Source organism: Cutibacterium nasicola (assembly GCF_051303185.1).
Classification (GTDB): Bacteria; Actinomycetota; Actinomycetes; order Propionibacteriales; family Propionibacteriaceae; genus Cutibacterium.
This window is the reverse complement of the sequence record NZ_JBPPGE010000010.1, coordinates 1-13,083: the sequence shown is the minus strand read 5'-3', so window position 1 is coordinate 13,083 and position 13,083 is coordinate 1. Positions and strand designations below refer to the sequence as shown.

The window sequence follows — 13,083 nt, the reverse complement described above, 5'->3', positions numbered from 1 at the left end:
GGAGGGGTTAGAAAACCCCCGGGGGGACCCCTGGGAGTGTTGGGGGGTGGGTGCTCGTAGACGAGCACCGATCCGACAATGCTCGACCGGGCACCTTCAGATGACGGCGCCCGGCATGGCCCTCAGCAGGTCCGGCATCATTCGCGCTATCACTCCACCGTGAAGCGGACGCCCCACATCTCATAGCTGTTGAGACCGGGAGCCTCCAGCGGCTCGAACCCTGCGCGCGTCACCATTGCCTGGCTGGGCAGATTCCCCGGATGGATCTTCCCATCCAGAAGGATCTCCGACTTCCCGGACTCGCGACACATCTCCACCGCCGTCTCGCGGATCTGGCACATCAGGGCATCGGCCAGGCTCCCGTCCTTACGCCGGTACCCCAGAGCGATCGCCGCACAGGCGATGAACACCTCGCAGGCATCGTCGCCGTCGCTCACATCAAGGCGCGCGACGGCGACGACCTCCTCACCACGACACCCGAGCAGCACCATCTGACCTTCCAGCAGCTTGGGGCTGTTCCGCAGGTAGGACTGGACCTCGATCTCCCAGGGCCTGGGATGCCTGAGCCTGCGCCCCGACGGAGCGTGCGGATAGCCCGTCGTGCAGCAGAAGCTCTGGAGGCAGCGGAGGTCCCGCCGATCGACAACCAGGCTCCGCACCACATCGACGCCACTCACAGACACGTCCTTCCCCCGAAGCCGCTCTCCCCCAGCCCCACTCACAGACTGCCAGAGATCATCTCGGCATAGTGCGCGGCCGCCTCTTCCTCGCTCGGCGGGTCCGGGTAGTCGATCTCGGAGACATCGACATCCAGGACGTCGGCCAGAAGCTGCGGATCGGCATTCCCGGCCTCCACCTGATCCGTCAGGGCCGCCACCAGTGATGCCGGCCAGCGGCGTACCGCGGCCTCCTGCTGGCGCTCGCTGATCGCCGAGGCCCCGGCGAATCCGTCACCGATGGCTTGCGCCCCGGCCCGAAGGAGCTTCGGTGTCGAGAGCTCCAGCGCTTCCTGGATATCCGGCGACACGTCCTGGTGAAGATAGGCGAGACGGTTCCTCAGCGCGGGAGTCGACACACCGGTCTCCCAGACGAACCGTGCGAGACCCTCGACGCTCGTGGCCTCCGACGCCATCTTGAGTACCACGTCCCTGGGCAGCAGCAGATCGGCGGCGAATGCGTCAGCGGCGTCCTCCTGCTCCTTCTCCTGCTCTTCGCGCGCCGCGGCGTCGTCGAGGTCGTGGCTCAGAACCAGATGACCGAGCTCGTGGGCCAGCGACCAGTTGCTGCGGAACCACCACTGGCCGGCGGCGAGGACGACCACCTTGCGTGGGCCGATCGTCAGCGAGTAGTCCGTTGTCAGGCGCGGGACCCTGACGACGTCGATGCCCAGCTTGATCTCGATGCGCTTGGAGAACTCCCGCACGAACCCCTCTCCCAGCAGGTCGCGGATCCCAGCAGGGCCGGCCGGCAGTTCAGGGCTCGCCGGGATCCCGCCGGGGAAGGCCTCCTCGAAGCACCGGGCCACCAGAGCGACGATCGGTTCATCATCACGCGCGCCGCGGTTGGACCGTTGTCTGGTCGCCGGGTCGTAGGCATGACGCGCCGCGACCCTCAACGCGAACGGATCGGGCTGCCCGGTGATCAGCCAGTGAAGGCTCACCCCGAGCAGGCCACCGATGCCCGTGAGCTCGGCGGCGGAGAAGCCCCGCTTCGCGTTCATCGCCCGCGACAGAGCATCGGGGGGCATGTCAACCTGACGTGCCAGTTCGCCCTGACTCATCCCGGCGGGCATTGCGCTGCGGATCCGGCTCCCGATCTCCTTCAGCTGCTCGTTCATGCATCAAGCCTACGAGACAGTTGGGAAAATCCCAATAGCGGATCGAGGCCGGCCCGCGGCGTCGTCGCCCTATCTGATGACGATGTCGACGTGAGTGGAATGACGGGCATCAACTCGACAATGTCTCCCGCCACTCAGGTCCTGCGGCACACTTGCCGGATGAACGACATCAGGTGGGGAATCCTGGCCACGGGCGGCATCGCCCACATGTTCACCTCCGACCTGCGGACCGCGGGCCTGGACGTCGCCGGGGTCGGATCGCGGTCCCAGACCTCGGCCGACGCCTTCGCCCGCGACTTCGAGATCGCCGCGGCCTACGGGTCCTACGACGAGCTGGTCGCCGATCCCGACGTCGACATCGTCTACGTCGCCAGCCCGCACGCCTTTCACGCCGAGCACGCCGCGCTCGCCCTGAAGGCCGGTAAGCACGTGCTGGTGGAGAAGGCCTTCACCCTCACTGCGGCGCAGGCCGCGAGTCTCCGCGACCTTGCCGCCGCCGAGAACCTCCTCCTCATGGAGGCGATGTGGACCCGGTACCTCCCGAACATGATCCGGGTCCGCGAGCTCGTCGCCTCCGGAGCCCTGGGCGAGATCCGCGCGGTCACCGCCGACCACACCCAGACCCTCCCCACTGATCCCTCTCACCGGTTGAACTCCCTGGAGCTGGGTGGCGGGGCACTGTTGGATCTCGGCGTCTACCCGGTCTCCTTCGCATGGGACATCCTCGGGCCGGCGCAGACCGTGACTGCCACCGGGCGCCTCGGCGATACGGGCGCCGACACCGAGGTCGTCGTCACCATGACTCATCGGGGCGGCGCAGTCTCCACCAGCATCTCCTCATCCCGGACGGCCGGCCCCAACGAGGCGCACATCCTGGGCACCGTGGCGCGCATCGACCTCGACCCCGTCTGGTACACCGCCACGACCTTCCGTCTGGTCGGCCGCGACGGCCAGGTCATCGAGTCCTACGACACGCCGATCGCCGGACGCGGCATGCAGTACGAGGCCATCGCCGCCGAGCAGTATCTGCGTGAGGGCCGCACCTCCAGCGAGCTCGAACCGATCGACGAGACGGTCGCCGTCATGGGCGCCCTGGACGAGATCCGACGCCAGATCGGGGTGCGCTACCCCGGCGTCGACTGATGAGTCCGCGCGCCGGCTCCACCCCCCGGGCCGGTCCTGCTTTCCCCGCCGACACGACCCAGCCATTGACTCCCGGAGTCGCCGACGGCTATATGCGCCGGCATGGCCAGCCCGAGGCAATCCACCATTCGCGTGGGTATCGCTGTGCCGGTGCTGTCGTGTTGTTGATCGCAGCGTGATCATCCCCCGGCGGATTCGAGCCTGAACGGTCGTCGAAGAGACCGCAGTTTCCCTGAATTGACAGGACCCATCCCGATGTTCGCACCGACCTTGGTCTCTGCGAGGACGTCCTGCCTCCGGTCTCATGCGTTTCACCCACGGGCGATATCCACCTTCATGCCCCATCTGAACCGGGCGAACAGTCGAAAGAAGGACTCCACCCATGTCACTCACATCCAGGGCTCTCCGGGGTGCCCCGGCTCTCCTCTGCGCCCTACTGCTCGTGGTCACCTCGGCCTGCGGGGCCTCCAACTCCAACTCTGAGGCATCCTCGAGCGGCGGGTCCGGCAAGGGGGTCTCCATCACCATCGGCCAGTTCTCCTGGACCGCGGCCGCGGTCCAGACCCAGATCCTCAAACTCATCGCCGAACAACACCCAGAACTGGGCGTGGGCTCGGTGAAGACCACCCAGCTGGACCCGGCCCCGGGCTGGATCGGCATGCAGAAGGGCGACATCGACGTCATGCCCGAGGTCAACCTGCCCAACCAGCAACCCTTCGCCGACAAGGCCAAGAACGAGACCACCCTGGTCTCCAAGACCTACGGCGGGGCCACCCAGGGCTGGTTCGTGCCCCGCTACCTGGTCAGCCAGGGCGGGGCGGCCCAGGGCCTGACCAGCATCACCCAGCTCAAGGACAAGAAATGGGCCCAGGCCGTCGGCGGCCAGCTCTACGACGCCGACGCCGGCTGGGTCACCACCCAGCAGAACGACAAGCGCATCAAGGGGTTCGGCCTGGCCATCACCCACAAACCCTCCAGCGAAGCCGCGGTACTGGCCCAGATCCAGCGCGCCTACCAGCGCAAGGAGCCCGTACTGGCCTACCTCTACCATCCGCACTGGGTCTTCCAGAAGTACGACCTGGTCCAGCTCACCGAACCCAACCCGTACCAGGCCGGGTGCTTCCAGGGCAGCAAGAATGACTGCGCCATCCCGACACTGAGCGCCTATGTCGGGACCCGTAAGGACCTCAAGGAGCGCGCACCCAAGTACTACGCGATGCTGCAGAAGTTCACCATCAGCCTGCCCGACGTCGAGAAGCTCCTGGCCGACCAGCAGAACACCGACGCCACCCCCGAGACGATCGCCAAGGACTGGGTGGCGGCCCACGAGTCGACCATCAACTCCTGGATCAAGTAACCCCCGTCTCACGAGCCCCGGACCAGCGGCGCACCGCATTGAGCACTTGTCGGGTTCGTGTCCGTCATTGGACACGAACCCGACACACCGCGACTGGAGCCGGGGCTCATCGCACCGACCCCTTGACGCCGCCCCTCCACTCGCCTACCTTTGATCTCAACCTAAACGCTTAGGGAGGTGGTTTCGATGAGGAAGCCCACGATGGCCGACGTCAGCCGTGAGAGCGGCATGAGCCTGTGGACGGTCTCACAGGTGCTCAATGACAAGCCTGGCGTCGCCGACAGCACGCGCACCGCGGTGCAGCAGGTCGCGCGCAGCCTGGGCTATGTCGTCAACAAGGCCGCCGCCGACCTCAAACGCACGCACCGAAGCGGGATCTCGGTCATCACCGCCAGCACCGTCAACGCCTACTACATCGATATGGTCCAAGGCATCCACGCCGAGCTCCGCGGCTCTCGGCACACCGGAATGGTCACCGACATCGCCGCCGAGGGGCGAGTCACCCAAGCCGCGGAGGACCTCACCGTCCAGAGCATCCTGGCCACCCGCCCAGCCGCCGTCATCTCCGCCCTGCCACTGTCGAAGGACAATCTCGAACTGCTGGGCCACTGGGACGTTCCGGTTGTCTTCGTCGACTCGCCACCCCCACCCGGATTCCGTGACGCCGCCAGCGTCACCACCGACAACGCGCGAGCCAGCGAGGACCTCGGCGCTCATCTGGCCGGCCATGGATACACGTCCTGGACGGCCCTCATGTATCCGGACCGCTGGACCACCCGAGAGCCGCGAGAACTCGGCCTGCGCACCGCGGCTCACCGCGCCGGTGCCGAGCTCACCGTCCTGGAGGCCGACAACGACGCGAAGTCCGCCGCTGCCACGCTCAATGCCCATCTGGAGCGCCGGCCTCTCCCCGAAGCCCTGATCGCCGGCAATGCGCCGATCCTCCAGGGCGTCATGAAAGCCCTCACAGACAACGGTCTCCACGTCCCCACCGATACGGCGTTGGTCGCCTTCGACGACTTCGCGTGGGCTCCTCTCCTCAATCCCCCGATGACGGTGGTCGACGAGGATGCCACCACCATCGGCCACCGCGCCGCCGCCATGGCCCTCGAACTCATCGATCGGCAGATGGCGGCATCACGACCGGAAGGAGGTGCCGGCAATTCCATCTACACCCCTGCGGACCACATAGTGACCCAGGCGAATCTGCACATACGGGAATCCTGCGGCTGCCGTCCGGCACGATAGCCCGCATCACCACTATGACAAGGAAGTCATGAACATATCCAGACGCGCCATGCTCGGCGCCACCGCCACACTGTTCGGCTCGATACCACTGTTTTCCGCATGCTCGACGGGCGATGAGGCCGTCAAACCCCGCACCAAGAAGATCGAATCCATCGGCCTCATGGTGCAGGACATGTCGAACCCGTTCTTCGCCGCCATGGAGAAGGGCGCCAAGCAGGCCGCGGCTCAGCTCGGCGCCGACCTAAACGTTCAGGATGCTCGGCTCGACCTGGCCGAGCAGTACTCGCAGATCGACGCCTTCGTGCTCCAGGGCATCGACCTAGTCATCATCAGCGCGATCGACTCCGAGGGCATCGCACCCGCCGTCCAGAAGGCCAAGAACAACGGCATGATCGTCATCGCCGTCGACTCGGCGGCCGAGGGAGCCGATGCCATGGTCATGACCAATGCCGTGGAGGCCGGCGAGATATCGGCCAAGTACCTCTTCGACCAGATGGGCGGAGAGGGCCGGATCCTCATCGTCGACGGCACCCCTCTGCAGACCATCCGCGACCGGGTCAAGGGCTGCAACAACGTCCTCAAGAAATACCCGAAGATCGAGGTGGCCGGCCACCAATCGTCCAACAACGACCGCGCCTCGAGCCTCACGGTGACCACCGACATGCTCACCTCGGCACGCGACGTGACGGGCATCTGGGCGATGAATGACCCCTCTGCGCTCGGCGCCACCCTCGCCGTCCAACAGGCGGGCCTGCAGGACAAGATCATCGTCACCGGAATCGACGGCAGCCCCGAGGGAGTCACCGAGTTGAAGCAGAAGAACAGTCCCTTCATCGGCTTCGCCACACAGAATCCGGCCGAAATGGTGCGTCAAGGAGTCAAGGCTGCCCAGGGGATCATCGCCGGAAAACCTCCGAAGAATTCCCAGATCCTGATTCCCAGCAAGCTGTACACCAAGGACACCATTAACACCTACCCAGGGTGGTGACCATCATGTCTTCACAGAACAATTCAGAAATCACAGCCGAACCCCGGACACCCGTTCCTCTGCTCCAGCTGAAGGGCATTTCCAAACGGTACGGCGCAACCCAGGCGCTCAATGCCGTCGACTTCGACGCCTACCCCGGCGAGGTCCATGCCCTCATGGGCGAGAACGGTGCCGGCAAGTCGACCCTGATGAAGATCCTGGCCGGCAATGAGTCCATGGACTCCGGCAGCATCCTCATCGACGGCCAGAACGTCTCCATCTCCTCGCCCTCCGACGCCGTCGCCCACGGCATCGCGATCATCCACCAAGAACTCAACACGGTGCCCGACATGACCGTCGCCGAGAACCTCGCACTCGGCCGCGAACCGCGCGCCTCGCTGGGAACCCTGGACCGCAGGCGGATGCTCACCGATGCCCGCCAGAAGCTGTCGCTGATCGGTTCGGACATCGATCCCCGGACCACTTTGGGCCGCCTGACTGTCGGACGCCAGCAGATGGTCGAGATCGCCCGCGCCATCAGCGAGAACGCCCGCATCCTCGTCCTGGATGAGCCCACTGCGGCCTTGTCGCGCACCGAGTCGGAGCAGCTCTATGCGTTGATCGGCCAGATGCGCGATCGGGGAGTGGCGCTGATCTACATCTCTCACCGGATGGAGGAGGTGTGGATGCTCTCCGATCGGGTCACCGTCTTCCGTGACGGGACGCTGGTTGGCACCCGCGACAAGGAGGCCATCGAGCCGGCCGACGTCGTGCGCATGATGGTCGGTCGCGACGTCGTCGATCTCTACGGGCATCCGGATCGCACACCGGGCGAGATACTGCTCGAGGTCAAGGATCTCGAGGGAACCGCAGCCGGCCCGGCAAGCCTGACGGTCCGCGCCGGTGAGGTGGTCGCGATGGCCGGGCTCATCGGTTCAGGCCGTACCGAGCTGGTCCGGATGATCTTCGGGGCCGACCGCGCTACCGCCGGGACGGTCACGGTCGCAGGAAGAACCACTCCCCCGCGCCGCCCCTCAGAGGCCATCGGTCGGGGTATCGCGATGCTCCCGGAGAGCCGCAAGGAACAGGCGCTGTTCCCCGACCAGTCGGTGGAGCGCAATATCTCCATCAGCACCCTTCCGGCCTATTCCCCCGGTGGCGTCATGCAGGCGCACAAGGCCCGGGCCGCCGCCCGGCAGGAGATGAAGAATCTGAACCTGAGGGAGAACGCGATCGACCTGCCCGTCCGAGCTCTGTCGGGCGGAAATCAGCAGAAGGCCGTGCTGGCCCGCTGGCTGATGGCCGACTCCGACGTCCTGATTCTCGACGAGCCGACCCGCGGCGTCGATATCGGCGCGAAACGCGAGATCTACGACGCCATCAACGCACTAGTCGAGGCCGGCAAGGCGATTCTCGTGGTCTCCTCGGATCTTCCCGAGGCCATCGGCATCAGTGACCGCGTCCTGGTGATGCGCCACGGCCATATCGTCGCCGAACTCGACTCTGCCACCACCACCGAAGAAGACGTCATGCTCCACGCCACTGGCACCGCCGCCACGCGAGAGGAAGAAAAATGAGTACCGCAACAGCAACCCGGACCAGCAAAGAGCGCCAGCCCTTCGACTTCGCCCACTGGTGGGACCGCTGGGGAATCCTGCTGGTCCTGGTGGCCCTGGTCCTGGTGATGGCCGCTATCGCGCCGAACTTCGCGTCGGTCGACAACATCTGGAACATCGCCCGGTCCATCTCGATCAACGCGATCTTGGCGGCCGGCATGACATTCGTCATTATCACCGCGGGAATCGACCTGTCCGTCGGCTCGACGGTGGCGGTCGCCGGCGTCGTCAGTGTTCTGGTGGCCATGGCCGGCGTCCCGGCTCCACTGGCCGTCCTGATCGGCGTGCTGGCCGGCGCAGCGGCGGGGGCCATCAACGGCGTCCTGACCGCCTATATGAAGCTGGCCGCGTTCATCGTCACCCTTGCGTCGATGACCTTCCTGCGCGGACTGGCCTACACCATGACCGGCGGCCAGCCGATCGTCGACGGCAACCTCAGCTTCCGCGGGCTGGGCAACGGCAACCTCCTGGGTGTCCCGGCGCCGGTGATCTGCATGCTGATCGTCTACGTCCTCGCCTGGTTTCTGCTGGAGCGCACCCGTTACGGTCGCCACGTCTATGCGGTCGGCGGGAACCCTGAGGCGGCGCACCTGGCCGGCGTCAATGTCAAGGGCATCCTCACCTCCGTCTACGTGATCGCCGGAGCCTGCGCCGGCCTGGCCGGCGTCATCTTCGCCGGACGCGTCGTCTCCGCACAGCCGACCGCCGGCAACGGCTACGAGCTCGACGCCATCGCCGCGGTCGTGCTCGGCGGCACCAGCCTGGCAGGCGGAAAGGGACGCATCATCGGCACCTTCATCGGTGCGCTGATCCTCGGCGTGCTGTCCACCGGGCTGATCCTGATGAACGTGCCCTTCTTCACCCAGCTGCTCGTCAAGGGCATCGTGATCATCATCGCCGTGTCGATCGACAGCCTCAAACAGCGGAGATTCACCTTCCGTCGCAAGGCCTCCAAGATCGCGGCCTGAGCCCTGCAACCCTGAGCCCTGACACACTGACATTTCTCAGAGAATGAGAGAGCCCATGACCACTCACATCGTGATCACCGACCCACTGACGGGAAGCCGCAGTGCTGAACCGGTGCGATTCACCGTCGACGGGAGTTTTCCCGCACCCTTGTACTGGGCGAGAACAGGAGATGGGAGACAGTTGCTCTGCCAACGGCTCGAGGCATCCTCGGACGAGTCGTCAGCCACCTTCGTCGCGGTCGTCGACCTTGACGGTGACCTGGCACTGGAGCTCGGCGAGGCGGTGGATCCCGACAGCGAGGAGGCCCGAGGTATCCGGACACTGAATCCGGTCGAGAAGGACGCGGTGGCCCGGCTGGACACCGGCTACTTCGACCTGGAACTGTGCTGTGGCACCGGGCAGGGAACCGGCGCCTCCAAATGGGGCCTGCGGCACTTCAGCGCTCACTACGAGGGGGTCGATCTGCTGCCGTCGGGAAACAACGCCATCGGCGGCTTCTACGGCCCATTCTTCACCCCGGAGAACGGCCTGATCAACCCACCCGAGCACTCGGTGGTCTCGGTGGAGACCGTGGAGGCCGGGCCCGTGCTGCACCACTACCGGCTGCACGGGAGGATTCCCGACGGGCTGCTCGACGAGTTGTGCGGCAAGAGCTACACCATCGACTGGGTGTTCACCCTCGGGACGCCGTATTTCGAGCGCCGCTATGTCGTCGATGACTTCCAGACGGTCATCAACGGGCGGTCGATCACCAACAAGATCACCGTCGGCGACGAGTTCGAGGGTGGCCCTGGTGAGCTGGTCTTCGACCGGTTCGCCTCACAGGCGGGCACCAGGTACCGGGCCGGCGACCCCTACGCCATGAAACTGGCCGAGCAGGTCGAACAGACCATTTCGGCCAGTGAGCGCAGCGCGGAACGCTCGGAGAAGTTCGAGGACTTCCGCACCCAGTTGCTGGCCGGCATGGAATCGGCCCACTGGGACCTGTACTGGCGGTTGTTCAGCGCCTGGGAGCAGGCCCTGCCGCGCGAGGAGATCGAGGCCCGTCTGGCCGGGGTGAGGGCATCGGCCCATGTCCTGGCGGATCTGCCGGACCGCCCGTGGACGATCGACGCGGAACCGGTCGATGTGTCCTCAGTCACCGACGAGACGATCTTCACCGGCGCCGTGCAGAAGTCGGTGGAGTTCCACACCATCAAGGACCGTGCCATGATCTGGTGGACCGGCCTGCCGTCGGGAGCCTTCCAGATCGTCCAGCGCAAGCAGTCCGGATGGGTCAACTGGGGCTCCAACGGTGAGAACGAATGCCCGGAGCTGCCCACCGGCGTGCCGATCAAGACGGCGTACGGACCGTTCCGCGAGAACTGGCAGACGGTGGCCGATCAGTTGGCCACGCCGGTGCAGGTGGCAGTGAAGTAGGTCCCTGAAAGAACCGCGGGCCCGGCGGGCGGGGTCTGGTCGCCCCGCCCACCGATCCGTGCTCGGCACCCTGGGCCTGGATCACCGCCTGCTGGATCCTGCCTGCTGGATCACGCTCCGCGATCAGCCTGCGCGATCACGACCGGCGCCGGGCGGCCTCGACCTCCCAACGCAGCCACATGATGCGCCTGCGGAACCGATTGTCCAGACTGTTGCGCAGCCCCCCGATCACATACAGCAGCACCAGCAGCGGCAGGCCCAGCGCCGTGATGAGGATCAGGATCCCCGGCGTCGAGGTCACCCAGTCCCCCACGAAGAACATCAGCACCGTCAGCCCCACCCAGACGATCGTCAGCAGAATGGCGGAGGCCAGCATTGCCCGCCGCGGCTGCCGGCGCTTGTGGAAATCGGCCCGTTGATCGTCGTCGGTGGAGGCAGTCCAGGGCTGGTCAGGATCGGTGGCGAAGTCGTCGAGGAACCACAGCAGCCCCGCCTGCACCGCGGCCAGCTTCTGCACCACGGGCGCCCGGTCGTCGCGACGGTAGAAGGCGGCGTCATCGAGCTGCACTCTGTTGATGTACTCGGCCGGCGGCGGCATGACGCCCTCCAGCGAGCCGGCCATGCGGCGTCTGACCCCGGCCAGGCGCGCCGCATGAACAGTCCCCCACACCAGCGCTGCCACCTGCACCAGAACCAGCAGCACCAGCACCGTGTGATAGATCGACCCCTCGAAGAAGATCGGACCTGACTTGTTGCATTGGCTTAGTGCCCCGCATCGGACTCGATCGCGTTGATGATGGCGCGGGCCTCGGGTGTGGTCTGGGGCTTGATGGTGTGAAGCGAGCCGTTGATCTCCAGGGTCGCTGAGCGTAGTGGGGCGAGGGTATGGACGATCCGTTTGACCGACAGGCCGGTGACCTGTCGTAGGTAACGCGAGACTGCCAGGGCGGCGAATGCCGTGGTCAGGTGGGCCTCGATGGAGTCAGAGAGCCGGTGGAAGATGGGCCGGGCCCGCAGGTCGGACTTGGCCATGCGGAAGGAGTCCTCGACGTGCCAGAGGTCGTGGTAGGCCCCGATCACCTGGACCGGAGTCATCACCGATACTGGAATATTGGTCACGTATCCCTTCAACCCGACCAGTTGGCGGGCCCGGTCGATCGCCTTGTGATCCAAGGACAAGCCGTTCGCCGATGCGCTGACGAACCGTGGCTTGCGGGCCGGTCTGTCACCGTCGACCACGGCTTTGGCGCGGTTCTCCTGAGCCGTCAATGTGGCCGAGTCCCGCACGGCCCGTTTGCGGGAGTACTGCCAGACCGCCCGCCAGCTATCGGTGGACCCGGCTGGATCCCAGACCGGCTCGGCCCGTCTGCTGCGAGGGTGGCAGGTCTTCCTCCTCACTGTGCGGGGTGTGATCGTGTCGATGATCTGCCCGTCATCGAAGGCCGTGCCGTTCCAGTGGAAATGGCCGGCCAGGTCGCTGGGGGCCTTTACCGACCGGGATCCCACGATGAACCGCAGACCCGCACCGTCCAGGGCCTCCAGATTGGAGGCCGACAGCATGCCGGCGTCTGCGACCACCACCATGTCGGCGATCTCGTGGGCCGACCGGTAGGCCTCAACAATCGGGATCAGGGTCGTGGTCTCGGCCTTGTTGCCGGGAAAACAGCCAATCTGGAGGGGAAAGCCCCAGCGGTCCACGAGGAGCCCGACCACGATCTGGGGATCAACCCGGCGTTCCTTCGAATAGCCGACCTTGCGCAGACTGTCCTCGTTCTCAGCCTCGAAGTACAGGGTGGTCACGTCATAGAGCACCAGAGTCACCTCCCCGCCACCGGCCGAGTACCGGTGGCAGGCATCAGTGATCACGGCACGGTAGTCGCGGTCCTGGGCACGAGCCAGGTGCCGGTAGATCGTGGTGTGATGCGGCAGGTCCTGACCCAAACCGGTCAGGACCCGCCCGACAGCCAGTTTCGAGGTGGGTTCGACGATCCGGGCCACAACGACCTGCTCGAACACCTGATCGGCAACCGCGTCGAATCCCAGGCGGCGATAGGCCCTGTCCAGCACAGACCACAACAGGTCCGAGGCCGTCGAGACGACCTGCGCAGGCCTGGCAAGCGCTGAACTCTCATGGCGTCCAGAGTCCTCACCGGTCAACCTGTCCTGGACCACGGGCTCGGTGAACGACTCCTCGACCGCAACCGGGATCTCCACGCCCAGGTCCAAGGGCTCCTGGCCGCTCAACTGCTCGATCCTGGCCCAGGCAGTGGTCTTGAGTACCGCCAGTTCCTCGTCACTGTGAGCCGAGCCCACATACTCCACGATGATGCGCCTGCCCCGTCGCTTCTCAGCGATCTGGACCGCCACCGCACCCGAACCCGTGCGGACCGTCCGGACATAGGTCATGACCCCCACAATACGGGCCCCCAGGACCGTCTTAGTGCCCCAAAACAGCCACGATCGAACACGAAACCCCTAGCCAGACCAACACACCCGACCGAACCCCGAAAAACTGCATCAAGTCAGG

At 65.8% G+C, this 13,083-nt stretch carries 11 protein-coding genes; 7 read left to right on the top strand and 4 right to left on the bottom strand.

Annotated features, from left to right (window positions below; translation table 11 throughout):
• Positions 1 to 149 precede the first annotated feature (149 nt).
• Entirely contained in the window at positions 150 to 677 is a 528-nt protein-coding gene (locus ACSJJT_RS12095; protein WP_435918513.1) for an N-acetyltransferase, read from the bottom strand.
• 41 nt (positions 678 to 718) lie between these two features.
• Positions 719 to 1,837: a helix-turn-helix domain-containing protein gene (locus tag ACSJJT_RS12090; RefSeq protein WP_435918512.1), complete on the bottom strand. Its 1,119-nt coding sequence runs from the start codon at positions 1,835 to 1,837 to the stop codon at positions 719 to 721.
• 159 nt (positions 1,838 to 1,996) lie between these two features.
• Between ACSJJT_RS12090 and ACSJJT_RS12085 the strand changes: the two genes are divergently transcribed.
• The 7 genes from ACSJJT_RS12085 (at position 1,997) to ACSJJT_RS12055 (ending at position 10,556) form a co-directional block, all read left to right on the top strand.
• Positions 1,997 to 2,980: a Gfo/Idh/MocA family protein gene (locus tag ACSJJT_RS12085; RefSeq protein ID WP_435918511.1), complete on the top strand. Its 984-nt coding sequence runs from the start codon at positions 1,997 to 1,999 to the stop codon at positions 2,978 to 2,980.
• Between the two features lie 382 nt (positions 2,981 to 3,362).
• The gene (locus ACSJJT_RS12080) at positions 3,363 to 4,337 is read left to right on the top strand and encodes a glycine betaine ABC transporter substrate-binding protein (RefSeq protein WP_435918510.1); all 975 of its coding nucleotides are present in this window, start codon (positions 3,363 to 3,365) and stop codon (positions 4,335 to 4,337) included.
• A 186-nt stretch (positions 4,338 to 4,523) separates the two neighbouring features.
• Complete coding sequence (locus ACSJJT_RS12075) at positions 4,524 to 5,585, top strand: LacI family DNA-binding transcriptional regulator (protein WP_435918509.1); 1,062 nt, start codon at positions 4,524 to 4,526, stop codon at positions 5,583 to 5,585.
• A gap of 28 nt (positions 5,586 to 5,613) precedes the next feature.
• The gene (locus tag ACSJJT_RS12070) at positions 5,614 to 6,573 is read left to right on the top strand and encodes an ABC transporter substrate-binding protein (protein WP_435918508.1); all 960 of its coding nucleotides are present in this window, start codon (positions 5,614 to 5,616) and stop codon (positions 6,571 to 6,573) included.
• 5 nt (positions 6,574 to 6,578) lie between these two features.
• Positions 6,579 to 8,129 carry a sugar ABC transporter ATP-binding protein gene (locus ACSJJT_RS12065; protein WP_435918507.1) on the top strand — a complete coding sequence of 517 codons (1,551 nt, stop codon included), beginning with the start codon at positions 6,579 to 6,581 and terminating at the stop codon, positions 8,127 to 8,129.
• Positions 8,126 to 9,136 carry an ABC transporter permease subunit gene (locus ACSJJT_RS12060; protein ID WP_435918506.1) on the top strand — a complete coding sequence of 337 codons (1,011 nt, stop codon included), beginning with the start codon at positions 8,126 to 8,128 and terminating at the stop codon, positions 9,134 to 9,136. Before ACSJJT_RS12065 ends, ACSJJT_RS12060 begins: the two co-directional genes overlap by 4 nt.
• A gap of 55 nt (positions 9,137 to 9,191) precedes the next feature.
• The gene (locus ACSJJT_RS12055; RefSeq protein WP_435918505.1) at positions 9,192 to 10,556 is read left to right on the top strand and encodes a hypothetical protein; all 1,365 of its coding nucleotides are present in this window, start codon (positions 9,192 to 9,194) and stop codon (positions 10,554 to 10,556) included.
• Between the two features lie 136 nt (positions 10,557 to 10,692).
• Here the strand turns inward: ACSJJT_RS12055 and ACSJJT_RS12050 are convergent, their stop codons facing one another.
• Complete coding sequence (locus ACSJJT_RS12050) at positions 10,693 to 11,265, bottom strand: hypothetical protein (RefSeq protein ID WP_435918504.1); 573 nt, start codon at positions 11,263 to 11,265, stop codon at positions 10,693 to 10,695.
• 53 nt (positions 11,266 to 11,318) lie between these two features.
• Positions 11,319 to 12,962, bottom strand: coding sequence for an IS1634 family transposase (locus ACSJJT_RS12045; protein WP_435917672.1), 1,644 nt, complete (start codon positions 12,960 to 12,962; stop codon positions 11,319 to 11,321).
• Positions 12,963 to 13,083 lie beyond the last annotated feature (121 nt).